25 protein-coding genes are annotated in these 21,935 nt (G+C 58.4%); 11 read left to right on the top strand and 14 right to left on the bottom strand.

Features of this window, described 5'->3' with window-relative positions:
* Window positions 1–77 precede the first annotated feature (77 nt).
* The 4 genes from Z945_RS0113730 to fabD all read right to left on the bottom strand — a co-directional run bounded on the left by Z945_RS0113730 (window position 78) and on the right by fabD (window position 2,917).
* Window positions 78–611 (bottom strand): GNAT family N-acetyltransferase, encoded by a 534-nt coding sequence (locus Z945_RS0113730; protein ID WP_025052679.1) that lies wholly within the window; start codon window positions 609–611, stop codon window positions 78–80.
* Between the two features lie 162 nt (window positions 612–773).
* The gene (locus Z945_RS0113725) at window positions 774–1,007 is read right to left on the bottom strand and encodes an acyl carrier protein (protein ID WP_025052678.1); all 234 of its coding nucleotides are present in this window, start codon (window positions 1,005–1,007) and stop codon (window positions 774–776) included.
* 195 nt (window positions 1,008–1,202) lie between these two features.
* Window positions 1,203–1,940, bottom strand: coding sequence for a 3-oxoacyl-[acyl-carrier-protein] reductase (gene fabG, locus Z945_RS0113720; protein WP_025052677.1), 738 nt, complete (start codon window positions 1,938–1,940; stop codon window positions 1,203–1,205).
* Between the two features lie 44 nt (window positions 1,941–1,984).
* Window positions 1,985–2,917 carry an ACP S-malonyltransferase gene (gene fabD, locus Z945_RS0113715; protein WP_025052676.1) on the bottom strand — a complete coding sequence of 311 codons (933 nt, stop codon included), beginning with the start codon at window positions 2,915–2,917 and terminating at the stop codon, window positions 1,985–1,987.
* Between the two features lie 144 nt (window positions 2,918–3,061).
* Between fabD and Z945_RS0113710 the strand changes: the two genes are divergently transcribed.
* Window positions 3,062–4,261 carry a cytochrome b/b6 domain-containing protein gene (locus Z945_RS0113710; protein WP_025052675.1) on the top strand — a complete coding sequence of 400 codons (1,200 nt, stop codon included), beginning with the start codon at window positions 3,062–3,064 and terminating at the stop codon, window positions 4,259–4,261.
* 85 nt (window positions 4,262–4,346) lie between these two features.
* On the opposite strand, the gene Z945_RS0113705 is transcribed toward Z945_RS0113710, so the two are convergent.
* Together Z945_RS0113705 and Z945_RS0113700 are read right to left on the bottom strand one after the other, a co-directional pair.
* Window positions 4,347–4,916 (bottom strand): YceI family protein, encoded by a 570-nt coding sequence (locus Z945_RS0113705; RefSeq protein ID WP_025052674.1) that lies wholly within the window; start codon window positions 4,914–4,916, stop codon window positions 4,347–4,349.
* Between the two features lie 179 nt (window positions 4,917–5,095).
* A complete protein-coding gene (locus Z945_RS0113700; RefSeq protein ID WP_025052673.1) occupies window positions 5,096–5,590 on the bottom strand; it encodes a hypothetical protein in 495 nt (164 codons plus the stop codon).
* Between the two features lie 306 nt (window positions 5,591–5,896).
* Here Z945_RS0113700 and rpsF point away from each other — a divergent pair, with 306 nt between their 5' ends.
* Genes rpsF through rplI form a run of 3 tightly spaced genes read left to right on the top strand, consistent with a single transcriptional unit; the run spans window position 5,897 to window position 7,160 of the window.
* On the top strand, window positions 5,897–6,250 hold the full coding sequence (rpsF, locus tag Z945_RS0113695) for a 30S ribosomal protein S6 (RefSeq protein ID WP_025052672.1): 354 nt from the start codon (window positions 5,897–5,899) through the stop codon (window positions 6,248–6,250).
* Window positions 6,251–6,279: 29 nt separating this feature from the next.
* The gene (gene rpsR / locus Z945_RS0113690; protein WP_005852865.1) at window positions 6,280–6,507 is read left to right on the top strand and encodes a 30S ribosomal protein S18; all 228 of its coding nucleotides are present in this window, start codon (window positions 6,280–6,282) and stop codon (window positions 6,505–6,507) included.
* Between the two features lie 11 nt (window positions 6,508–6,518).
* Window positions 6,519–7,160, top strand: coding sequence for a 50S ribosomal protein L9 (gene rplI / locus Z945_RS0113685; RefSeq protein ID WP_025052671.1), 642 nt, complete (start codon window positions 6,519–6,521; stop codon window positions 7,158–7,160).
* Between the two features lie 96 nt (window positions 7,161–7,256).
* Here the strand turns inward: rplI and Z945_RS0113680 are convergent, their stop codons facing one another.
* Window positions 7,257–7,616, bottom strand: a complete 360-nt coding sequence (locus tag Z945_RS0113680; protein ID WP_025052670.1) for a hypothetical protein — start codon at window positions 7,614–7,616, stop codon at window positions 7,257–7,259.
* Between the two features lie 210 nt (window positions 7,617–7,826).
* Here Z945_RS0113680 and Z945_RS0113675 point away from each other — a divergent pair, with 210 nt between their 5' ends.
* Window positions 7,827–8,306: a lytic transglycosylase domain-containing protein gene (locus Z945_RS0113675; protein ID WP_025052669.1), complete on the top strand. Its 480-nt coding sequence runs from the start codon at window positions 7,827–7,829 to the stop codon at window positions 8,304–8,306.
* A gap of 118 nt (window positions 8,307–8,424) precedes the next feature.
* On the opposite strand, the gene tig is transcribed toward Z945_RS0113675, so the two are convergent.
* The gene (gene tig / locus Z945_RS0113670) at window positions 8,425–9,759 is read right to left on the bottom strand and encodes a trigger factor (RefSeq protein ID WP_025052668.1); all 1,335 of its coding nucleotides are present in this window, start codon (window positions 9,757–9,759) and stop codon (window positions 8,425–8,427) included.
* 145 nt (window positions 9,760–9,904) lie between these two features.
* The gene (locus Z945_RS0113665; RefSeq protein WP_025052667.1) at window positions 9,905–10,189 is read right to left on the bottom strand and encodes a DUF2312 domain-containing protein; all 285 of its coding nucleotides are present in this window, start codon (window positions 10,187–10,189) and stop codon (window positions 9,905–9,907) included.
* A 106-nt stretch (window positions 10,190–10,295) separates the two neighbouring features.
* Here Z945_RS0113665 and Z945_RS0113660 point away from each other — a divergent pair, with 106 nt between their 5' ends.
* Together Z945_RS0113660 and Z945_RS0113655 are read left to right on the top strand one after the other, a co-directional pair.
* Window positions 10,296–10,535, top strand: coding sequence for a hypothetical protein (locus Z945_RS0113660; protein WP_025052666.1), 240 nt, complete (start codon window positions 10,296–10,298; stop codon window positions 10,533–10,535).
* A gap of 58 nt (window positions 10,536–10,593) precedes the next feature.
* Window positions 10,594–11,016, top strand: coding sequence for a protein tyrosine phosphatase family protein (locus Z945_RS0113655; protein ID WP_025052665.1), 423 nt, complete (start codon window positions 10,594–10,596; stop codon window positions 11,014–11,016).
* A 27-nt stretch (window positions 11,017–11,043) separates the two neighbouring features.
* On the opposite strand, the gene Z945_RS0113650 is transcribed toward Z945_RS0113655, so the two are convergent.
* The 5 genes from Z945_RS0113650 to Z945_RS0113630 all read right to left on the bottom strand — a co-directional run bounded on the left by Z945_RS0113650 (window position 11,044) and on the right by Z945_RS0113630 (window position 17,200).
* On the bottom strand, window positions 11,044–12,252 hold the full coding sequence (locus tag Z945_RS0113650; RefSeq protein ID WP_025052664.1) for a FliM/FliN family flagellar motor C-terminal domain-containing protein: 1,209 nt from the start codon (window positions 12,250–12,252) through the stop codon (window positions 11,044–11,046).
* 95 nt (window positions 12,253–12,347) lie between these two features.
* Window positions 12,348–15,089, bottom strand: a complete 2,742-nt coding sequence (locus Z945_RS0113645) for a sensor histidine kinase (protein ID WP_025052663.1) — start codon at window positions 15,087–15,089, stop codon at window positions 12,348–12,350.
* The gene (locus tag Z945_RS19715; RefSeq protein WP_037971065.1) at window positions 15,089–15,391 is read right to left on the bottom strand and encodes a hypothetical protein; all 303 of its coding nucleotides are present in this window, start codon (window positions 15,389–15,391) and stop codon (window positions 15,089–15,091) included. The genes Z945_RS0113645 and Z945_RS19715 overlap by 1 nt, the downstream gene beginning before the upstream one ends.
* A 30-nt stretch (window positions 15,392–15,421) precedes the next feature.
* The gene (locus Z945_RS19710) at window positions 15,422–15,787 is read right to left on the bottom strand and encodes a response regulator transcription factor (RefSeq protein WP_037971313.1); all 366 of its coding nucleotides are present in this window, start codon (window positions 15,785–15,787) and stop codon (window positions 15,422–15,424) included.
* 117 nt (window positions 15,788–15,904) lie between these two features.
* A complete protein-coding gene (locus tag Z945_RS0113630; protein WP_025052662.1) occupies window positions 15,905–17,200 on the bottom strand; it encodes a helix-turn-helix transcriptional regulator in 1,296 nt (431 codons plus the stop codon).
* 222 nt (window positions 17,201–17,422) lie between these two features.
* On the opposite strand from Z945_RS0113630, the gene Z945_RS0113625 reads away from it, so the two are divergent.
* The 4 genes from Z945_RS0113625 to Z945_RS0113610 all read left to right on the top strand — a co-directional run bounded on the left by Z945_RS0113625 (window position 17,423) and on the right by Z945_RS0113610 (window position 21,904).
* Window positions 17,423–18,787: a substrate-binding protein gene (locus tag Z945_RS0113625; RefSeq protein WP_025052661.1), complete on the top strand. Its 1,365-nt coding sequence runs from the start codon at window positions 17,423–17,425 to the stop codon at window positions 18,785–18,787.
* 90 nt (window positions 18,788–18,877) lie between these two features.
* Window positions 18,878–19,909 carry a branched-chain amino acid ABC transporter permease gene (locus Z945_RS0113620; RefSeq protein ID WP_025052660.1) on the top strand — a complete coding sequence of 344 codons (1,032 nt, stop codon included), beginning with the start codon at window positions 18,878–18,880 and terminating at the stop codon, window positions 19,907–19,909.
* Window positions 19,910–19,913: 4 nt separating this feature from the next.
* Window positions 19,914–21,128 (top strand): branched-chain amino acid ABC transporter permease, encoded by a 1,215-nt coding sequence (locus Z945_RS0113615; RefSeq protein WP_025052659.1) that lies wholly within the window; start codon window positions 19,914–19,916, stop codon window positions 21,126–21,128.
* Window positions 21,129–21,139: 11 nt separating this feature from the next.
* Window positions 21,140–21,904, top strand: a complete 765-nt coding sequence (locus Z945_RS0113610) for an ABC transporter ATP-binding protein (protein ID WP_025052658.1) — start codon at window positions 21,140–21,142, stop codon at window positions 21,902–21,904.
* The last annotated feature ends 31 nt before the right edge of the window (window positions 21,905–21,935 follow it).

Below are 21,935 nucleotides of genomic sequence, written 5' to 3'. Positions count from 1 at the left end.
GCCAGCAACTCCCCGCTGTCCCGCCCGAAGGATTTGCAGCAAACAAAGGGTGTAGGAACGACCATTCCTGCAAACCGTCAGACCGGTGGCCCCTTGCGGGTCATCAGATCAACCGTCTCACCGTCGATCTGGGCTTGCCGCAGGGATTGATAGCCCACAGCCTCGGCGATCCTAAGAGACCCGGTGTTTTCCGGCGCAATCATGCAAACAGTCCGGCCCGCGATCACCCGGTCAAACCAGTCGTGGGCCGCCTGCACCGCTTCCAACCCCAATCCCTTGCCCTGCGCATCGGACGCCAGCAACCACCCCGCCTCGGGATAGGGATCAAAATCTGCGCCCAACTTCCGCGAGCCAAAGAAAAAGCCGCACTGCCCCTCCATTTCGGCGGCACCACGGGGCTGAATGGCCCACTGGCCAAACCCGCTGATCTGCCAATGCCCCGCATTGCGCAGAAACGCGTCCCAGGACTGCGCCTTGCTGCGCGGTTTGCCGGAAATATGCGTCACCACCTCTGGCATAGCCCAGATCGTCGCAAAGCGCGTAAAATCCTCTGCCCGCATGGCGCGCAGCGTCAGACGGGCAGTGTTGATGGTCGGAATCGTACGGGACATTAAAGCAGGGCCTTCACACGGTCGGGGGATGAGCGCCAAATTGCGAATCCGCGAGGCCTTTCGCAAGCCCCGCAAAAATCACCGGAATCAAAACGGCGTCATTCCGCTTGGAATGACGCCGTTTCAGGATGGTTCTCGCCGAAGGGCCAAGGCCCTGCCGGATCAGGAGGCTTCTTTGATGAACTTTACAGCATCACCGAAGGTCTGGATGTTCTCGGCGGCGTCATCGGGAATCTCGATACCGAATTCTTCCTCAAAAGCCATGACCAGCTCGACTGTGTCGAGGCTGTCTGCGCCCAGATCGTCGATGAACGACGCATTCTCGGTCACTTTGTCTTCTTCCACACCGAGGTGTTCCACAACGATCTTCTTCACGCGTTCTGCGACGTCGCTCATATTAAGTCCTCACTCTTCAGGGCACTTGCCCCATTATATATCCGCGCGCCCCAGGGGCGGTTGGAGGATGCCCCGGTGTGGGGCGGCTCTGCCCCTGTTTGCACAGGGAAAGGATGCAATCAAGCACCCCAGATTACGAATCTGCATGTCCTTTAGCACAGGACAGCCCCTGCGCAAACGGGTTAGCGATCCGCACTACAACATGGACATACCACCGTTGACGTGCAAGGTCGCGCCGGTCACATAGGCCGCCTCGGAACTCGCAAGGTATACCACGGCGCCCGCAATCTCGGACGGCTCGCCCATGCGTCCCGCCGGAATTTGTCCCATGATTCCAGACTTTTGTTCATCCGTCAGCTTGTCTGTCATGGCCGTCGCAATAAAGCCCGGCGCCACAGCGTTCACAGTAATGCCCCGGCTCGCCACTTCGTAAGCAAGCGATTTCGACATGCCGATCATCCCTGCCTTCGATGCTGCGTAATTTGCCTGACCGGGGTTGCCGGTGGCCCCCACGATGCTGGAAATATTCACGATCCGGCCCCACCGCGCTTTCATCATGCCGCGCATGACGCCTTTGCACAGTTTGAAGGTGGACGTCAGGTTCACATCCAGCACCGACTGCCATTCCTCGTCCGACATCCGCATAAACAGATTGTCGCGTGTGATACCGGCGTTGTTGACCAGAATGTCCACTGCGCCCATCGCTTCAATGGCCTGTTTCGGCAGCGCGTCGACCGCCGTCATGTCACTCAGGTTGCAGGGCAGCACATGAGCGCGGTCGCCCAATTCCGATTGCAACGCCTCAAGCGGCTCGGTGCGCGTGCCCGAAAGCCCTACGGTCGCCCCCTGGGCGTGCAAAGCGCGAGCGATATCCGCCCCGATCCCGCCGGACGCACCAGTGATCAGTGCGGATTTCCCTGTCAGATCAAACATCTCGATTTCCTTCTTATTCTCAATACATGCCGATCCTGCGGCGTTCAAACGTCCTGCAAGGCCGCCACATCTGCCGGCGTGCCAACCGCGCGACAAGTGGTCTCTTTAGCAATGCGCCGGATCATACCAGACAGAGCTTTACCTGCGCCGATCTCCCAGAATTCGGTCACGCCCTGCGCGACCATATATTCCACCGAAGAGCGCCAGCGCACGCGACCTGTGACCTGTTCGACCAAAAGCGCCTTGATCCTTGTGGCATCGCTGACCGCATCAGCCAGCACATTGGCCACCAACGGAACGGAAGGATCATTGAACTGCACATCTTCCAGCGCACGCGCCATCTCATCTGCGGCGGGCTGCATCAATGCACAGTGGAACGGCGCCGAAACCGGCAATGGCAAGGCCCGCTTGGCCCCCGCTTCCTTGGCCAGCACAATGGCCCGCTCGACCGCTGCGGCACTGCCTGAGATCACATTCTGCGTCGGATCGTTTTCGTTGGCCAACTGACACACATCGCCTTGGGCGGCCTCTTGCGCCACACGGTCTACAGCATCCGCGTCCAACCCCAACACAGCGGCCATTGCGCCCTGTCCCACCGGAACAGCGGCCTGCATCGCCCGACCCCGGATGCGCAACAGCCGCGAGGTATCACCAAGCGACACTGCCCCCGCCGCGCACAGCGCTGCATATTCGCCCAACGAATGACCCGCCACAAAGGAGGCACGGTCCAGACCGATACCTTCGGCCTGCATCGCCGCAAGTGCGGCCATCGACGTGGCCATCAGCGCGGGCTGCGCGTTTTCCGTCAGCGTCAGCGCTTCGATCTCGCCCGTCCAGATCAATGTCGACAGCTTTTCACCAAGCGCGTCGTCCACTTCGTCAAACACCTGCTGCGCCGCCGGATAGGCTTCGGCCAAGGCCTGTCCCATTCCTATGGCTTGTGCGCCCTGTCCCGGAAATACGAATGCGATGCTCATACTGGCCCTCCCTGCTTTGTTCTTACTCTTGGTCTAGCCTGCGACCCGAAGGTGAACAAGAGCGCAGACCCTCTGTGCCAAAACGAAGATTGCCGACGCCGTACAACGCTATAAGTAGGCAACACGCGAACGCAGGAGCATATCATGGCCTTTTCCAATACCGACATCCGCTATGGCGGCGTGACCAAAACCTTTCACTGGCTGACGGCCTTGCTGATCCTGACGCTGATCCCCTTGGGCCTTTACGCCAATGATCTGCCCTATCAGACAGACGCAGAGCTCACCCGCAAGGCGTGGTTCTTTTCGCTGCACAAGACGCTGGGCGTAACTATGTTTTTCGTGGCCGTGCTGCGCATCGCATGGGCGCTGAGCCAACCCAAGCCCGGTCTGTTGAACGGCGACAAAAAGCTTGAAAGCTTTCTGGCCGAGACCGTGCATTGGCTGCTTTACGCATCCTTGGTCATCGTGCCGCTGGCGGGCTGGATCGCCCATGCCGCCGCTGCAGGCTTTGCGCCAATCTGGTGGCCGCTTGGCCAGAACCTGCCGCTGGTGCCCAAATCCACCGGGGTGGAGCATGTCTTTAGCGCTATACATCAGGTCGGCACCAAAGTGCTCGCAGCTTCGCTCTTGCTGCATATCGCAGGTGCCCTCAAACACCATTTTGTCGACCGCGATGCCACATTGCGCCGGATGCTACCGGGCGAGCCTGTTATCGGCCCTTTGCCGCCTGAACACAAAAGCAAAGCCCCGGTGATCGCAGCCGTGGCAATCTGGGCTGTGGCCCTGTTGCTTGGCGGCACATTCGGCTCAATGGGCCAAGAAAAACAGACCCAGCAAGTGGATCTGGCAGAAGTCTCCTCCGACTGGACCGTACAGGAAGGCAACATCAACATCACCGTCACACAGTTTGGCAACGAGGTAACAGGCAGCTTCGCCAATTGGACCTCTGCGATCAGCTTTGATGAAAACGCGCCGGGGCCGGACGTTGGCACCGTGACAACCACCATCGCGATAAACTCGCTTGAATTGGGCTCGGTGACCCAACAGGCGCTTGGTGCTGATTTCTTTGACGCAGACACCTATGAGACAGCGACCTATGACGGCATTATCAAGCGCGCCGTGGATGGGTACGAAGCCGTGGGGACGCTGACAATTAAGGATCAAAGCCAACCTCTGACCCTGCCCTTCAACCTGTCGCTGAACGGTGGCGAAGCTGAGATGCGGGCGGACCTGACCCTGAACCGGCAGGACTACGGCATCGGCGCAACCGTTGCGGAAGAAGCGACACTTGCCTTTGATGTGTTGGTAAACATCGCGTTGAAAGCGACTAGATCAGTAGACTGATCCACAAACCACTCGCTTAAAACAAAAAAGCCCGCCATCGACGATGGCGGGCTTTTCCTTGTCTGTTCGGAAGTTGCGCAGCAGCTTATTCAGCCTTCATCGCCTCGACCGAGATCATGATATTCACATCATCGCTGATTGCCGGGGCAAAGGCACCCACACCAAAGTCGGACCGTGTGATGTTTGTGGTCGCGTCAAACCCCATCCAGGCTTTGCCGGCCATCGGGTGGTCGCCTTTCTGGTTCAGCTTGGCGTCCAGAACCACGGACTTCGTCGTGTCGTTCATGGTCAGATCGCCCGTGATCAGCGCAGTGTCTTCGCCAGTCACCTCGATACCGGTGGAGGTGAAAGTCACCATATCACCCTCTTCGGCACCGAAAAAATCGCCGGACATGAAGTGGTCATCGCGTTGTTCCCAACCGGTGAACATGGACATCACGGGCATGGATACATTGACGCTGGACGCTTCGGGCGCTTCTTCGTCAAACATGATTTCACCTTCAATGCCGGAGAACATGCCGTATGTCGTGGAGAACCCGAGGTGGCTGTAGTTGAAGACCACCTGGCTGTGGCTGGAATCCAGTGTGTATTTCTCTGCGGCCATTGCTGCTGTTGAAGCAAGCCCAAGGGCAGTGGCGAGGATCAGTGATTTCATGAAGAAGGCTCCTGTTGAACTAAGATACTAGGTTAATTGGGGTTTCACGGGACCAATTCAATCCGGCAGCCCTCAACAGTGCCTGCGCATTTATGAACAGCGCGATGTGCACGCAAAAACGCACTGGCCTTGAGGAGGTCCGGTGCGTTCTGAATTAGAATAGGTATGTCGCCTACAGCTCAGTCCAGCTTGCCCGCATCACGCAGCCCCGCCAGCAGGCTGTTGCGTGCGGCGCGGTCACTCAGGTTCACTTCGGCCAGAAATACACCGGCTGCGTCCCATAGCCGGATGTTCGTGCCATCATGCTCAACCTGCGCCAACGTGGCAAAGCCGGAAGACTGCAGCACAACAGGCGATTGCCCGCGAACATACCGCACCAGACGCACTTCGCGGCGGATCGTATCAATCTCGATTTCCGGGGGGGGAGGCGTGGCACTGGTTTGCATCATGGCAACACCTGCAATCACAGCCGTAACTGACAATATTAGCTTAAACAGCATGACATCGCTTTCCCATGCCGCACCAGGTGCGAGCCAAAGGCCAAAGGCTGACAGGATAAGGGCAGCACCCAAAAGCCGCTGACTGCCCCGGATGATCATTCGGCCCCCATCAGCCATGCGAATGGGCAGAGCCGTCAACGCGGGGTTTGTCATGAAATCTGATGTTGCGGTCATCGTCTTGTTCCCTCGACTTGCAGTTTTCTGCATCATTTTGCGTTAATTACGACCTTACCGACAAAAACGACCAAAACTGGGCGGCGGCGTGACGGGAGACAGGCCATATCATGGTAATCACAGGCCGCTGGCCGATCCGCCAGCTTTCCCAGCGTGCCACGTTGACAATGCGCCTTGCCCGGACCGCATAACCGTGTATATGGACACTTCCTTTGCAAACACGTTGAACCGCGCAGTCTCTCGTGGTGGGGCCGCAAAGGATCATGCCCTGCCTATGAAATGCGCCTTGATATAAATGGAGATACCATGCCGCTGTATGAGCATGTTATGATTGCGCGTCAGGACCTGTCCAACACGCAAGCTGAAGGCCTTATCGAACATTTTGGCACCGTCCTCGCCGACAACGGCGGCAAACTCGTGGATAGCGAGTATTGGGGCGTTAAAACGATGGCTTACAAAATCAACAAGAACCGCAAGGGCCACTACGCCTTTCTGCGCTCCGATGCACCGGCCACAGCCGTGCAGGAGATGGAACGTCTGATGCGTTTGCACGACGACGTGATGCGCGTTCTGACCATCAAGATGGACGAGCACAAAGAGCTGCCTTCCGTTCAGATGCAAAAACGTGACGAGCGCCCAGAGCGCCGTGAACGCCGCTAACCCATAGCTTGAGAGAAAGGACCTAAACCATGGCCGCAAAACCATTTTTCCGCCGTCGCAAAGTCTGCCCCTTCTCGGGCGACAATGCACCTGCGATCGATTACAAAGACACACGTCTGCTGCAGCGCTACATCTCTGAGCGTGGCAAAATCGTTCCTTCCCGTATCACCGCAGTCTCTGCGAAAAAGCAGCGTGAACTGGCCCGTGCCATTAAACGCGCCCGCTTCCTCGCCCTGCTGCCCTACGCCGTTAAGTAAGGAGAACCATCATGCACGTTATCCTACTTGAGCGCGTCGCGAAGCTTGGCCAGATGGGCGAAGTCGTTGACGTAAAGCCGGGTTATGCACGCAACTACCTTCTGCCCCAGGGCAAAGCGTTGAGCGCATCCAAAGCCAACATCGAAGCTTTCGAGGGACGCAAGTCCCAGCTTGAGGCACAAAACCTCGAGACCAAAAAAGAAGCCGAGAAGATGTCCGAAAGCCTGAACGGTCAGCAGTTCATCGTGATTCGCTCTGCGTCTGACGCTGGTGCGCTGTACGGCTCTGTCACCACCCGTGACGCTGCCGAAGCCGCGACCGAAGCTGGCTTTACCGTTGACCGCAAGCAGGTCGTTCTGTCCGCGCCGATCAAGGAACTTGGTCTGCACGACGTAACGGTCGTTCTGCACCCCGAAGTCGAAGCAACCATTCAGCTGAACGTCGCCCGTTCACCTGAAGAAGCAGAACTTCAGGCCTCCGGTAAGTCCATCCAGGAGATGGCTGCCGAAGAAGAAGCCGCTGCAGACTTCGAAATCGCAGAACTGTTTGACGATATTGGCGCTGCTGCGTCCGACGACGATAGCCTTGCAGATTCTGCAGGCGTTTCGCCCGACGACACACCCGACAACATCGTTGAAGGCGCACGCGACTAATCGCGACCCCGCCTTTACCGCAAATACAGAAACGCCGCGCTGGTTCAGCGCGGCGTTTTCCGTTTACAAGGCCTGCTGGCCAACGGTGTTCCCTGCCTATTTTCCGATTAACCGGCTAAGCAAAGACCGTGGTTTCTCAATATAAGTCGCTTTGCCCGCCTCTGCTCCGGTAGGGGCGATAGGAGGCAGTGTCGCTGCTTTAGACGGGACGGCGTGCTGCGGCGCAGACGTCGCCTGCATATGCGGCGGTTGTTGGAGAACAGGCCGTTTCGGCACCACAGTCGCGCAGGGGGTTTCCCAGGTGTCCGCGTTTTGCTCCGCTGGCGTTTGAGACTTGGTCAATTCTTCCATACTCGTGCCTTCATCGGCCAGTAATTCCGAGATGGTCTTCATCGTCAAAGCCGTCTTTTCATAGCCGTTCTTGCCCTGAATTGGCTTCTTCTTCCCGTACTCCATGTCTCACGTCTCCAATAAATTGGTGCTGTCGCGGAAATACATGCGACGCTCTGAGGTAGGAGACAGTTTAACCTTGGTTTATGGCAGCAATATGCAGGGCTATGGGCGATTTCGCGCCACTTTCCACCCCCGCGCATATCTCGCTTGCACGTTCACGGCAGTCGCTGCATCGCTCGGGCGATAGCTGTTCCTAGATAGAATGCCACGGTCATGTCCCATCTCTCACGCCGTACCTTTGTTGTGCTAGGCTGCGCGGCGCTGAGCGCCTGCACGGTCAAAGATGCTCCCGACAGCGTACCAGAACGCCACGAGCCCCCTCTCTATCCGAACGAGACCCCGCAACTCCGTGCCAAGATCAACCAGTGGTCAGATCACTACGACCTGCCCCGCGCTCTGGTGCACCGGCTTGCCATTCGCGAAAGCACGCATCAACCCAAAGCACGCAACGGTCCCTACTACGGCCTGCTGCAGATCTTGCCTGCCACAGCCCGTTCGATGGGGTTTCGCGGCAAACCCGGCGATTTGCTCGATGCCGATACCAACCTGCAATACGCGCTTAAATACCTGCGCGGAGCCTGGCTTTTGTCGAACGGAGACCATGCCACCGCGATCAAATGGTACGCCCGCGGTTATTATTACGAGGCCAAGCGGCACGGCATGTTGGTGGAGACAGGTCTGCGGCCCGGCTAGCCCGACGCACGCGGTGCATCGTCCCTGCCCCGGAACTGGCCGATCAAAACAGAAGGCCGATCCCAAGAAAAAAGCCCCGCAAAACTGCGGGGCTTTTCTAAATCACATTACTGAGAATTTACTCAGCGTCTTCAAGCGCCTCAACGGCTTTCTGCAGATCGTCCTTCGAGACTTCTTTCTCGGACACTTTCGCATTCTCTGCGATATGGTCGATCACCTTGTCTTCGAACAAAGGCGCACGCAGCTGCTGCTGCATCTGCTGGTTCTGCTGCACGAATTCAAAGAACTGACGCTCCTGACCGGGATACTGACGCGCCTGCGCCATGATCGCCTGCGTCATCTCCGCGTCAGAGACTTCAACCTCTGCCTTCTGACCGATCTCGGCCAGCAAAAGACCCAAACGCACGCGGCGTGTGGCCAGCTTTTTGTGCTCTTCGGTTGTCTCGATCTCGGGGTGATCATGGCCTTCGACGTCAGGGTTGTCCTCGTGCCACAGCTGATGCGCGATCTGACCCGCTTCTGCATCCAGCAGTGAAGGTGGCAGATCGAAATCCACCATCTTGTCCAGCGCGTCGAGCAGACCACGCTTCATGACAGCACGGGACGCACCCGCATATTCGGCTTCCAGACGCTCGGCGATCTGGGCTTTCAGACCGGCAAGGTCTTCTGCGCCGAACTTGGTCGCCAACTCATCGTTGATCTCGGCGGCCACAGGCTCGGACACTTCTTTGATCGTGCAGTCAAACACGGCTTCTTTGCCGGCTAGATGCTCGGCCTGATATTCCTCGGGGAACGTCACCGTAACAGACTTTTCCTCGCCCGCTTTCACACCGACCAACTGCTCTTCAAAACCGGGGATAAAGTTACCCGACCCCAGAACCAGCGGGAAATCTTCGGCAGAGCCGCCTTCAAACGCTTCACCGTCCACCTTGCCGACAAAATCCATCGTGACCTGATCGCCGTCCTTGGCCTTGGAGCCTTTCTTGCGGGCTTTAAAGTCCTGTGCGGTTTCGGCCAGATTGGCGAGCGCCTCTTCAACGGCTTCGTCCTCGGCTTTAACGACCATGCGCTCAAGCTCGATCTTGGACATATCGATCTCAGGGATCTCGGGCAGCGCTTCATAGGTCATTGTGACCTCGACATCGTCGCCTTCTTTCCAGTCTTCGTTGGTCATCTTGACGTCAGGCTGCATCGCGGGGCGGTCGCCTGATTTTTCGAAATGCTCGGACATCGCGCCATCGATGCTTTCCTGCATCGCTTCGCCCATGATCCGCTGGCCGAACTGCTTTTTCAGCAATGCCATCGGGACCTTGCCTTTGCGAAAGCCCTTCATTTCGACTTCTGGCTGTGCCTCGGCCAGTTTTTCGTTGACCTTCGCGTCCAGCTCGGCGGCTGTAACCGTGATGGCGTAGCCGCGTTTCAGACCTTCGTTCAGCGTCTCGTTGACCTGCATGTGTGCTCCATAGAAATAAGCCGCGCGGGGGTCCGCGCGGGGGAAAATTTGCATCCTTCTATTGGGCTGGGTGACAAGGTGCAAGAGGCCTTTGTGTGGCCTGTTTTACGCAGTCCCCGGATGCCCGTCGAAGGCGTGGCCAGGCTCACATGCCCAGCGCTTCCTTGTACATCTCCATCACCGCTTCTTCTTCGGCAATATCATCTGCATCGCGTTTGCGCAGGGCGATCACCTTGCGCAGCACCTTGGTGTCATAGCCGCGGGACTTGGCTTCAGCCATGACTTCCTTTTGCTGCTCGGCCAGATCCTTTTTCTCGGCATCCAGCCGCTCGATCCGCTCGACAAACTGGCGCAATTCATTGGCTGTGACGCGGTAGGTCGCGTCGCCGGCGCTTTCGACGACTTCGGGGTTGGTGGATTGATCGCTCATCTGGCCTGTCCTGCGGTTGGGAATAATTTGCGCCTGAGTACCCGCGACGCCCGCGCCCCGCAAGGCACCCTTGCCACTGCCGGCGACTTGGCGTAGCCAATCGTCCATGGAGACCCAGAGCACATCCGTTTTTGACATCATCATCTGGTCCGGCGCGGCGATTTCGCTCCTGGGGCTGATCGGATTGATATGGTGCATCCTGCGCGTCAGCCGCGCCAAACGCGCCAAGCTGGATGACGAGGCGATGCGCAAGGTCCTGCAATCGGCGCTGCCGTTGAACCTTGGCGCGCTGTTTTTGTCTGTGATCGGCCTGATGATGGTAATCGTGGGTATTTTTCTGGCCTGACGTCGGGCCTTTGCGCCAAAGGCTGGACAGCGCCCCGGCGCTTGCGTAGATCAGTCGCATGGATATTCGACAGCTTACCCCGACCTTCTACGTCAGTCCGCAGATTGATCCCGCCGATATGGCCGAATTGCGCGCTGCTGGTATCACCCACATTCTGTGTAATCGCCCCGATGCCGAGGTGCCACCAAGCCATACCGCCGCAGCCATCCGCACGGCGGCCGAAGCGGCAGGTCTGACGTTTGCCGAGCAACCACTGACGCATCAAAGCATGGTGCCGGATGTGATTGCACAAAACCGCAGTCTGGGGGCTGGGACTGAAGCCGTGACGCTGGCCTATTGCGCCTCTGGCACCCGCTCGACCATCGCGTGGGCTTTGGGTGAGGCAGGAACACGCGATGCGGATCAGATTATCAATACAGCGCGAGATGCGGGATACGATCTGAGCCACATGCGCGGTGTGCTTGCGGAGCCCTTTGTTTAAAGCGTTCTACGGGCGGACCGCGCTGGCCTAGCCCGCCTGCATAGTTGTGAGCGACGGCATATCGTCGAAATCGGGCAGGTCCGACATATCCGGTAGGTCTGGCAACTCGGGCAAATCCGGCAGTTCCGGTGCCGTTTCGCTTTCCCCCAATGCGGGCAATTCACCAACATCAGGCATCTCCGGCAACTCTGGCATCTGCTCCGGATCATGCCTAGATCCGTTCAGACCACCAAGGTCCGGTGCGACAGGACCATTTAGCCCCACCATAGAACCGGCTGTGTCATCCAGCATCTGCTGCTTCGGCTTGGCCAGCACATCGGACGCCTGTACCGCACGCAAACCGTCGACCTGCCCCAACACACCGCGGCCCACGGGTGCGCCGTCAAGGCTTTGGATACGCACATCTTGAAAGTCGGCGCGGCCCAGATCGATCACTGCGCCAATCTCTAGCTGGCTGAGCGTGCGCAATGGCATGCGCAGGTTTGCCAAGGCGATGCGCAAATCCGCCCTGAGGTTCTGGACCGTTTCTGATAGGGTCGCAGTCGGCGCTTCAACTATTGGACTGACATCGCCCCCCGTTGCGCCAGGTTCGCGCCCCTCCGGACAGGCATCTGCATCCGCATGGGGAAGGCACAGCGTCAGGTTGCCTTGCTGGACGCCGCCCGCGATATCGAGCGACATGTAGATGATCTCATAGCTATGCGCCTCAAGCGCCATGCACAGCACACGCGGGTCTTCGATCCATGCGCCAAAATGGTAGCCTGAGATCAGCGCTTGATCCTTGCTGTCATCCGGTAACGGAGTAGCACGCAGCAGTAGCCGATCCAGAAACGGTGCGGTGATGGCAGCATCCGTGGGCGTCATCACGCGGGCCGGATCACTCTCCCCCGGCAAAACCTTTCCCATGGTTTGCTGCTGGATCAGTCCGGTCACAAGCGGCACATCAAGGATCGCGGCACCCCGGCTGCGATTCGGCCCGTCGAGCAGCATCAGCAACCCCGCCCCGGCCAGCTTTTGCTGCAGACTTTCACCCTCACAGCTTTCACTGCGCACCGCTATCGCAGACATCGACATATCAAACAGGTCGTCAGCAACCTTGGCCAGCGTCAGACGAAGCGCTTTTGAAAGCGACATCGCCCGCGACTGGTGGTCCGCCCGGCCCGCGCGGGCCTTGCGATGAACGATCGTGCCAGGGGAATCCGCGCCCGGTTGGGCTGACGGCTCGGGCGCTGTCATAGGCTGCTCTGATCCAAATATCTGCGTCCGCAAGGACGGTGTTAGACCTGATGCTTAACGCAAAAGTCGTTACCAGAGCCTTTACGTTTGCGCTTTCATCCCGCCGAAGCCGCTGTTCGTGCTGTCCCCTCGGCCAGTGCCGTTGCGGGCAGACGCACGCGAAAGGTGGTGCCGCCCCTCTGCGATGATTGCCCGGACAGACAGCTGATGCTCCCCCCCAAACGGATCATGATCTCGTGGCAAATGGCAAGGCCCAGACCTGCCCCCTCGCCCTGCGCACCAGGTACCCGGTAGAACTTCTCAAAGATGACCGCCTGCGCGTCCGCTGCGATGCCAGCACCATTGTCAGCGAAGTCAATCACCAGATCACCGCCGTCCCGTTGTGCACTAATGTCCAGCTGCGGGCTTTCCGCTTCGCAGTATTTCTGCGCATTTCGGATTAGATTGATGAAGACCTGCACAAGCCGGTCCAGATCACTATAAAGATCCACCGGCGGCTCAATCGTACCGATCTTCACCTCAAGCGGCTGATCCGAGCCAGCAAGGGCGGCAGTGACGGCCCGTTCCATCACGTCGGCCAGTGACGCGCGCGCCAGATGCAGGGAAACCTGACCATTCTCAAGCACCGACAGATCCAGCAGGTCATCCAGCAAACGGGTCAGACGGATGGTTTCTGTGTGAATGATGGACACATAGCGTGTCTTGTCCTGCTCTGTCATCGTCGAACCGTCGCGCAAAATCTCCGAGAACGACCGGATCGAGGTCATAGGCGTGCGCAGCTCATGGCTGATCTGGCTCAGAAACGCATCCTTTTGCAGGCTGAGCTGGGTCAGCTTTTCATTGGCAGACCGCAGCTGTGCCGCGGTCACGGATAACTCGCGGGATTTCTGTTCAAGCTGGTTTGAATATTCCAGCATTTGCGCAGATTCGTCCGCAACCGCCAGCAAATCCTGCACCGATACCGATGTGCCGCCCACGATCTGCGAAATCATCGCATGGGCGGTTGCCGCCCCGACAGATCCTGCCAATTCCCTCTCAAGAGCCTGAACAAAAGAAGGCGTGGGTTCTGGCAATTGCCCGCCTACTCCCTGACGCTTGGCCTCCGCTTTGAAAAACCGCTGCGCATCTGGGGCACCCAATATGCGTTGGGTCATGATCATCAGGTCTTCCGCCGCCGCGGCCGAGGTGGTCCACACCCGTGAGGGGCCGGCGTGTTCCAGCACATTGACAAATTGGGCACCCTGAAGGCGTTCAATCGGGTCCGGGAAGGTTATGAGAGAAACCACAACAAATACCAGCGTATTGAGAGACAGGCTCCAGAACGCGGCGTGGACCAGCGGGTCAATGCCCTCAATCCCGAACAGCGCTTCGGGGCGCAGGATGCTAAGCCCAAAGAGCTCCTGCTCAAAAATCTCGGAGGGCAGAACGGCGTCTCGTCCGAAACTGGGCAACAGTAGTGTGAATATCCAAAGTCCGAACCCCACAAACAATCCGGCAAAAGCGCCGCTGTGCGTCGCTCCGCGCCAGAAGATCCCGCCCATCAGGACAGGAAGGAACTGTGCTACACCACAAAAGCTGATCGTGCCGATAGCCGCCAGTGCCCCACCGCCGCCCGAGGCGCGATAATAAGAAAAACCCAACGCGATAATCATCAGGATCGACAGCCGCCGCGCCCGGATCACCACACTACGCACGTCGCCTGACTGCGATGCCCCGCCTTGCCGAAGCGCCAACCAAACCGGCATCACAATATGGTTGCTGACCATCGTGCTCAGCGCCAGCGTGGCCACGATCACCATCGACGTGGCCGAAGAGAACCCACCCAGAAAGGAGAGCATCGCCAGCCCGTTCTGGTTCTGGCTTAGCGGCAGCGACAAGACAAAAAGATCCGGGTTGGACCCCGCAGGCAGCAGATCGAGGCCGACAACGGCGATCGGCACAACAAAAAGGCTCATCAGCAAAAGATAGGTGGGAAAGGCCCATGAGGCGATCTGTAGATATCGCTCGTCGTCATTCTCGACCACCATGACCTGAAACATGCGCGGCAGGCAGATGAAAGCCGCCGCCGAGAGCAGCGTCAGGGTGGCCCAACGGCTGCTTTGCACCTCCCATGTTCCGATGGCCGAGGCGTCGATACGCGCAAGTGTCTCTGACGGTCCGCCTGCCAATCCCCAGACGACAAAGATGCCCACCGCAAGAAGAGCGACAAGCTTGACGACCGACTCGACAGCAACAGCGATGACAATGCCGTGCTGGCGTTCGTTCACGTTCAGCGTGCGGGTGCCAAACAGCACGGTGAAAAGCGCAAGGCCCATCGCCACCCAGAATGCCGCCTGCGTAGGGTTGAACGAACTGGCAGCATCTGCGCCGTCCCCTCCGATCTCGGGTATGGAAAAGATAGAGATCGACAGCACAACCGATTGCAATTGCAACGCAATATAGGGCGTCACACCGATGACAGCCATTAGGGTGACCACAATGGCCAAACCGTTGGATTTGCCGTAACGCGACGAAATCAGATCCGCAATCGAGGTGACGCGATGGCTGCGTCCGATGCTGACCAGACGGCGCAAGACCCACCACCATCCGATTATGACCAGCGAAGGACCAAGGTAGATGGTCACATATTCCAGCCCCGACCGCGCGGCATAGCCGACAGCGCCATAGAAGGTCCATGCCGTGCAATAGATCGACAGCGACAGCGTATAGATCACCGGTGCCCGCAGGACTGCAGACCAGCGGCCGCTCATCGCGGCACGCTCTGCCAGAAACGCGATGCCGAACAAGAACACCACATAGGTCAGACAGACCAGAACCAGTTGGTTCAGCCCCACCATCAGTCCAAAGAGCCCGGCGATGCGGCAAGCGGGTCAACGACGGCGGTGCCCCGGCTGCGCAACCACAGGCCGAAGGCTGCGCAAACCAGCCCCCCCCATATGCAAAAGATATAAAGCAATGCCGTGCTCATGCGGACTGGCCCGGCAGAACCCGTTGCAGTCTCGACAGGTATTGCAGAGGTCGGCCAGACCAGAGGCACCATCCACAAGGCCGCTCCCAGAAACGGCAGCAACCGCACCGCATCCATGATGCGCCGTTGGCGATAGCTTTGACGGGCGAGAAAGACAGGACGGTTGGACATGCGCAGACCTCTTGCGGCAGGTGACGCCGATCAGCAGGTCAGCGCGCGCACCGCATCCAGCATCTCGGCGTTGGAAAAGGGTTTGGTCATAAAGCGGCTGACCCCCGCCTTTTCAGCCATTTCACGGTCGCGCGCCTGCCCGCGCGCGGTCAGCATCAGCACAGGCAATTCTGCGGAAGCAGGATCAGCACGTAATTCGTGCAAAATCTCGAACCCGCTTTTGCCGGGCAGCATCACATCCAGCATCACCAGATCGGGTGTCGCCTTGCGGATCACCTCCACCGCCGACGACCCGTTGGCCAGCATCTCAACCCGCCATCCCTCGTTGGACAGCAGAAAGCGGATCGCCTCTGCGATGTTTTGTTCATCCTCAACCAGCACAACATGTTTGCCCATGTGCGTCAGCCCCTCCCTCATCTGGCAGAGCGGACTGTCTTGCGCATTCCGTCACCACCTTTCACAGGAAGATGCACCGGAACTGGGGGCCTGTCAAAAGATCATATGCCGCAGCGTTCAGACACCTGCTTTCATGACCGAAGGTTCGCGCCGGGCGCGGCAGGCTTCATGCGGGCAAATGCGGCAGGTAGACCCAACCGGTGCGCCGCGTCCGCTTCCGGGTGGCACCGGCAATAACAACATGACCGCCCGTAGCAGCGGGGGCGCGTTGTAGAGCGGCACGCCCACCGGCTCGCTGACCGCAAAACTGTCAAAGGAGGCATCGGCCCGGCCCAATTGGTCAATCCGCTCTCGGATAACACTGCCGGGCTGGCCCAACGCACCAAAAAGTGGCCAAAGTGGGCAACACGACCCATGACGCGGGATGGTGAACCCTTCGATGGATTTGCGAAAAATTACGGTGCCGGACCGGTCACATACCACCAATCCCGCACCCAATTCAGGCAGCGCAGCCATGCGCCGAAGCACGCAAGGCACCGAAACCCGCAGCCTGCGCGCCACAGCCAGCGGATCAGCACCGTCCTGCGCCACCGCATCGCGCAGCGCTGCCAGTTTCAGCACCGCGGCATCCTCTGCAACCTGCCGCAACACGGTCGCAGCCCCGAATTGCCCCGCCTGAGACGTCAGCTCAGGTGCCTCGGCAATCATCGCGTCTATCTGCGCGGGTGCCACGGCTCCACTCTCCAGCGAAGGAAAGTTGAAGTCATGAGCGTTAAGATATTTCTCCACCTCCTCTTGTGGCGAACTGGCAGGGTCAGCTGCCCCTGGTTCGGCATCCAGATAGGTCACGATGGACTCCGCACTGTCAGACAACCGGCGGCTGTCCTCGTGAATGTTGGCATGAAAACGATCCCGCCACTCGGGTTGCAGGGTCTCTGTCTCTGCTAGAATGGCAGCGGTCGACCGGATCGCCGCGGCGGTGCTGAGCAATTCATGCATGGAAGCGGCCAACAGTGGATCATGGGCCAACCGGTCGCTTAGCGCTTCAACCGTTTGCTCCAGTGCGGCGACGCGCTTTCGTGTGCCGGCCAGCACATCGGCCCAGCCCGGAAACCGGCCCGCAAATTCATCGGCGCGGTCCGCGTCTTGTTGGTTCAGGCCCACATCATCCGCAGCCTCACGCAGAGTGGCGATCAATGCGGCTTCTGCCCCTTCGGTCAGGCTTTGGGGTTCAACCGCAAGCGCACCCGCGATGTTGAGCAATAGTTTTCCGCCGATTCTGCGGCGGTTGTGTTCGATCAAATTCAAATAGCTGGCCGAGATCCCGATCTGGCGGGCCAGATCGGCTTGCTTCAATCCTGCCATCACCCGCCGTTCGCGGATCCGACTGCCAGTCAGTGCTTCACGTGCCATAGATCCCCATCCGATTATAGCGCAATTTCAACGCGTTTCTGCGCTGCAACATCATACTCTTTACAGAATACACAAATCCAATGCGAAGATGTTTACAAAAAAAATGTGTTTAACAAGGGGCTTATTGAACGGATTTGACTGCCATGATGTACTTTTCTTTGCACACCTGTGCCATTCGACCGCGTAACATGCGGCGATGCTTTTACCCAACGGGAGGAATTCATGTCATTTTCAAAACTGACGCGTCGTGGACTGATCAAGACGGGCGCTGTCGCAAGCGCCGGTCTTGCATTGCCAACATATTTGCGTGCCGACGGCCACAGCGGCTTTACCAACGCGCCACAGGGCGACACGGTAACGCTGGGCTTTAACGTCCCACAATCCGGCCCCTATGCCGATGAAGGCGCAGACGAGCTGCGCGCGTTTGAGCTGGCGGTCGAGCACCTGAACGGTGAAGGTGACGGCGGCATGATGCAGACTTTCAGCTCCAAAGTGCTGGAAGGGAACGGCATCATGGGCAAGAAGGTCAACTTCGTGACCGGCGACACCCAGACGAAATCTGACGCCGCGCGCGCGTCGGCGAAGTCGATGATCGAAAAAGACGGCGCTGTGATGATTTCCGGCGGTTCCAGCTCCGGTGTGGCCGTGGCTGTGCAGGCGCTTTGCCAGGAGGCCGGGGTTATCTTTATGGCGGGTCTGACACACGCCAACGACACAACCGGCAAGGACAAGCGGGCCAATGGCTTCCGCCACTTCTTCAACTCCTACATGTCCGGTGCCGCCCTTGCGCCCATCCTTTCCAACGAATACGGCGCGGACCGCAAGGCCTATCACCTGACGGCGGACTACAACTGGGGCTACACCACGGAAGAAGCCGTGCGCTCTTCGACCGAAGCACTGGGTTGGGAAACTGTGAACGCGGTGAAAACACCTCTGACACAAACCGACTTCTCGGCCTATATCGCCCCTGTTCTGCAGTCCGGCGCAGACGTGCTGGTTCTGAACCACTACGGCGGCAACATGGTCAACTCCCTGACAAACGCGGTCCAGTTCGGCCTGCGTGACAAGGAAGTGAACGGCAAGAAGTTCGAGATCGTCGTGCCGCTTTATTCCGAGCTGATGGCCCGCGGTGCTGGCCAGAACATCAAGGGTATCCTTGGTTCGCAGAACTGGGACTGGAAGCTTGAGAACGAATTGGGCAGCCGCTACGCCGGTACCAACGCCTTTGTTCAATCCTTCGGCACCAAGTACGGCTTCCCACCCAGCCAGGCGGCGCACACCTGCTATGTTCAAACGCTGCTCTATGCGGATGCGGTCACACGCGCCGGGTCGTTCAACCCATGTGCGGTTGTCGAAGCCCTCGCGGGCTTTGAATTTGACGGCCTGGGTAACGGTCCGACCCTCTACCGTGCCGACGATCACCAGTGCTTCAAGGACGTTGTTGTCGTGCGCGGCAAGGAAACGCCCGAGAACGAATACGACCTGGTGGAAATCGTGGAAGTCACCCCTGCCGAGCAGGTGACATACGCCCCCGATCACCCGCAGTTCGCTGGCGGTTCACTGGGTACATGTAACGCAGGCGCATAAGCCAGCCATACAGTCTTTCGTCAGGGCGGATATCGTTCCGCCCTGACACTTATGGCCCGAGCAGGCCGCGCGATTGGAGGGGGGAAGACCATGGACGCAATTCTTCTGCAAATTCTCAACGGTATGGACAAAGGGTCGGCCTATGCGCTGATTGCCTTGGGCCTCACGTTGATCTTCGGAACACTTGGCGTGGTCAACTTTGCCCACGGCGCGCTGTTTTTGATCGGTGCTTTCTGCGCTGTGACATTCAGCAAGATCCTGTCGCTGAGCCATGTCGTGATTGACGAAAGCCAGAAGGATTTTCTGGGCAACCCGCTGAAAGTCGAGGTGCCCTACATCTATGATATGTTCGGACAAGCAACAGGCGATGTGATCATTGACTGGGCTGTCCCGCTGTCCCTGCTCTTTACGGTACCGGTCATGATCGCCATCGGATTTGCCATGGAACGCGGCCTGATCAAGCATTTCTACAAGCGTCCCCATGCCGATCAGATCCTCGTGACCTTTGGTCTGGCCATCGTGCTGGCCGAGATCGTCAAGTATTTCTACGGGGCCAACCCGATCCCGACACCTGCACCTTCCGCCTTTGCCGGATCGTTCGATTTCGGTGCAATGCTGGGTTTTGACCCCAATACCATCATCTACCCCTACTGGCGGCTGGTCTACTTTGCCTTTGCGGCAGTGATCATCGGCGGTGTCTTTGCTTTCTTGCAGTTCACCACCTTCGGCATGGTTGTGCGCGCCGGGATGGCCGACCGCGAAACCGTGGGTCTGTTGGGCATCAACATCGACAAACGCTTTACCATCATGTTCGGCATCGCGGCTGCGGTCGCAGGGGTGGCGGGTGCGATGTACGCGCCGATCAACTCGCCCAACTATAACATGGGTATGGACTTTCTGGTGCTCAGCTTTGTGGTTGTGGTTGTCGGCGGCATGGGCTCGTTGCCCGGTGCGGTGCTGGCGGGCTTTCTGCTCGGCATCCTCGAAAGCTTTGCCTCAATGTCCGTCGTGCTTGAGACCCTGCCCGGCATCAACCAGATCATCATCTACCTTGTGGCGATCATCATTCTGCTGACGCGACCACGCGGCCTGATGGGGCGCAAAGGCGTGATGGAGGACTAAGAACATGTTTGGACTTAACAAAAAAGACGCGGGCTTGTTGATTGTCGTCGCAATCCTGGCACTCGCCGCTCCCTTCATCCTGAACCCCTTCCCTGAAGGCTCGGCGATGGCGCAATTCAACGCGGGCTACCCCGACCTGATGCAGCGTCTGGTGATCTTTGGCATCTTCGCCATCGGCTTTAACATCCTCTTCGGCCTGACAGGCTATCTCAGCTTCGGCCACGCGGCCTTTCTGGGTGTCGGTTCCTACGCGGCAATCTGGATGATGAAACTGCTGACGATGAACGTGATCCCTGCGATCGTTGTCTCGATTATCATTGCCGGTCTGTTCTCTTTGCTGGTCGGGTTTATTTCCCTGCGGCGCTCGGGGATCTACTTCTCCATCCTGACGCTGGCCTTTGCCCAGATGTCCTACGCACTGGCCTATTCGGTGCTGACGCCGATCACTGGCGGTGAAACAGGCCTTCAGCCGAAATACACCGACCCCCGTGTGCTCGACAAAGCGCTGGAGGCGGGCCAGCAGCCCCGCGCCAATCTCTTTGGCCTCGAAATGAACCAGGGCTTCCAGCTTGAGATGGGCAACTGGGTCTTCACCTTTAACGCAGGCTATTACATCGCGGCTGTGGTGATGCTGGTCGCCTTCTACCTGTCGATCCGCATCTTCCGCTCACCTTTCGGTATGATGCTGCGGGCGGTGAAATCGAACCAGCAGCGGATGAACTACACTGGCTTGAACTCCAAACCCTACACGCTTGCGGCCTTCGTGATCTCCGGTATGTATGCCGGTCTGGCGGGTGGTTTGTTGGTGGCGATGGATACGCAAGTGGGCGCGGAACGGATGTTCTGGACTGCTTCGGGTGAGGTGGTCTTGATGACCATCCTCGGCGGTGCAGGCACATTGATAGGCCCCGTGCTTGGTGCCGGTTTCATCAAATACATGGAAAACATCGTCTCCAAGATCAACAAATCCGTGCTGGAGCAATGGTTTGCCTTCATGCCGGACGGCATCGAGGATGTATTGGTCGCAATCATCTATCCCTTCGTCGGCAAGGGCTGGCACCTCACGCTCGGTCTCTTGTTCATGCTGGTGGTGATCTTTCTGCCGGGTGGTCTGGTCGAAGGCGGACAGCGGATCGGTAAGATGTTCCGGCGCCGCGACGCCAACGCAAACAGCATCGAGGCGGACGCCGCCGAACAACGCAAACCTGCGGCTGAATAAGGAAATCCGATATGGCTATTCTTGAAGTAAAGAACGTGGGCAAACGGTTTGGCGGCCTTCAGGCGCTGGGTGACGTGAACCTTAATGTGGCGGAAAATTCGTGCCACGCGATCATCGGGCCGAATGGCGCGGGCAAGTCGACGCTGCTGAACTGTCTGGTAGGCAAGCTGATCCCCGATACCGGATCGGTCATGTTTGATGGCCATTCCGTGCTGGGTCGCAAACCTTATGAGATCAACCAGATGGGCATCAGCCGCGTGTTCCAGACGCCCGAGATCTTTGGTGATCTTACAGTAATGGAAAACATGCTGATCCCCTGCTTCGCAAAACGCGACGGTGCTTTTCGCATGCACGCCATCGAAAGCATCAAGCATGAGACTGATATCATCGGCAAAGCCGAAGGTATGCTGGAAGAAATGAAGCTGATCGAGAAGCGCCACATGACGGCCTCTTCGATGTCACGCGGAGACAAGCGCCGTCTTGAGATCGCGATGTGCCTTGCGCAAGAACCGCGGTTGCTGCTGCTGGATGAGCCCACCGCCGGTATGGCACGGGCCGATACCAACAACACCATCGACCTGCTCAAGCAGATCAAGGAAGAGCGCGACATCACCATCGCCATCATCGAGCACGACATGCATGTGGTATTCTCGCTCGCGGATCGGATCACCGTGCTCGCGCAGGGCACACCTCTTGTCGAAGACACGCCTGACAAGATCAAAGGCCACCCTAAGGTGCGCGAAGCCTATCTGGGCGAGACGCAGGACGCCGCATAGGGCGGAATCACCCCCGCTCCCCCGGCCCCAA

The organism is Sulfitobacter noctilucae (genome assembly GCF_000622365.1).
In the GTDB taxonomy this organism is placed as follows: Bacteria; Pseudomonadota; Alphaproteobacteria; order Rhodobacterales; family Rhodobacteraceae; genus Sulfitobacter; species Sulfitobacter noctilucae.
The sequence above is the reverse complement of the archived record's forward strand: the minus strand, read 5'-3'. Positions and strand labels throughout refer to the sequence as shown.

Excerpts from the sequence above, each read along its gene's own strand:
- Z945_RS0113615 (WP_025052659.1), top strand. The coding sequence starts at position 19,914 with ATGTTTGGACTTAACAAAAAAGACGCGGGCTTGTTGATTGTCGTCGCA.
- Z945_RS0113620 (WP_025052660.1), top strand. The coding sequence starts at position 18,878 with ATGGACGCAATTCTTCTGCAAATTCTCAACGGTATGGACAAAGGGTCG.
- Z945_RS0113730 (WP_025052679.1), bottom strand. The coding sequence starts at position 611 with ATGTCCCGTACGATTCCGACCATCAACACTGCCCGTCTGACGCTGCGC.
- Z945_RS0113680 (WP_025052670.1), bottom strand. The coding sequence starts at position 7,616 with ATGGAGTACGGGAAGAAGAAGCCAATTCAGGGCAAGAACGGCTATGAA.
- Z945_RS0113705 (WP_025052674.1), bottom strand. The coding sequence starts at position 4,916 with ATGAAATCACTGATCCTCGCCACTGCCCTTGGGCTTGCTTCAACAGCA.
- Z945_RS0113630 (WP_025052662.1), bottom strand. The coding sequence starts at position 17,200 with ATGGCACGTGAAGCACTGACTGGCAGTCGGATCCGCGAACGGCGGGTG.
- Z945_RS0113725 (WP_025052678.1), bottom strand. The coding sequence starts at position 1,007 with ATGAGCGACGTCGCAGAACGCGTGAAGAAGATCGTTGTGGAACACCTC.
- fabG (WP_025052677.1), bottom strand. The coding sequence starts at position 1,940 with ATGTTTGATCTGACAGGGAAATCCGCACTGATCACTGGTGCGTCCGGC.
- Z945_RS0113665 (WP_025052667.1), bottom strand. The coding sequence starts at position 10,189 with ATGAGCGATCAATCCACCAACCCCGAAGTCGTCGAAAGCGCCGGCGAC.
- Z945_RS0113625 (WP_025052661.1), top strand. The coding sequence starts at position 17,423 with ATGTCATTTTCAAAACTGACGCGTCGTGGACTGATCAAGACGGGCGCT.
- rpsF (WP_025052672.1), top strand. The coding sequence starts at position 5,897 with ATGCCGCTGTATGAGCATGTTATGATTGCGCGTCAGGACCTGTCCAAC.
- Z945_RS0113700 (WP_025052673.1), bottom strand. The coding sequence starts at position 5,590 with ATGACCGCAACATCAGATTTCATGACAAACCCCGCGTTGACGGCTCTG.
- Z945_RS0113660 (WP_025052666.1), top strand. The coding sequence starts at position 10,296 with ATGGAGACCCAGAGCACATCCGTTTTTGACATCATCATCTGGTCCGGC.
- tig (WP_025052668.1), bottom strand. The coding sequence starts at position 9,759 with ATGCAGGTCAACGAGACGCTGAACGAAGGTCTGAAACGCGGCTACGCC.
- rpsR (WP_005852865.1), top strand. The coding sequence starts at position 6,280 with ATGGCCGCAAAACCATTTTTCCGCCGTCGCAAAGTCTGCCCCTTCTCG.
- rplI (WP_025052671.1), top strand. The coding sequence starts at position 6,519 with ATGCACGTTATCCTACTTGAGCGCGTCGCGAAGCTTGGCCAGATGGGC.
- Z945_RS0113650 (WP_025052664.1), bottom strand. The coding sequence starts at position 12,252 with ATGACAGCGCCCGAGCCGTCAGCCCAACCGGGCGCGGATTCCCCTGGC.
- Z945_RS19715 (WP_037971065.1), bottom strand. The coding sequence starts at position 15,391 with ATGTCCAACCGTCCTGTCTTTCTCGCCCGTCAAAGCTATCGCCAACGG.
- Z945_RS19710 (WP_037971313.1), bottom strand. The coding sequence starts at position 15,787 with ATGGGCAAACATGTTGTGCTGGTTGAGGATGAACAAAACATCGCAGAG.
- Z945_RS0113710 (WP_025052675.1), top strand. The coding sequence starts at position 3,062 with ATGGCCTTTTCCAATACCGACATCCGCTATGGCGGCGTGACCAAAACC.
- Z945_RS0113610 (WP_025052658.1), top strand. The coding sequence starts at position 21,140 with ATGGCTATTCTTGAAGTAAAGAACGTGGGCAAACGGTTTGGCGGCCTT.
- Z945_RS0113675 (WP_025052669.1), top strand. The coding sequence starts at position 7,827 with ATGTCCCATCTCTCACGCCGTACCTTTGTTGTGCTAGGCTGCGCGGCG.
- fabD (WP_025052676.1), bottom strand. The coding sequence starts at position 2,917 with ATGAGCATCGCATTCGTATTTCCGGGACAGGGCGCACAAGCCATAGGA.
- Z945_RS0113655 (WP_025052665.1), top strand. The coding sequence starts at position 10,594 with ATGGATATTCGACAGCTTACCCCGACCTTCTACGTCAGTCCGCAGATT.
- Z945_RS0113645 (WP_025052663.1), bottom strand. The coding sequence starts at position 15,089 with ATGGTGGGGCTGAACCAACTGGTTCTGGTCTGTCTGACCTATGTGGTG.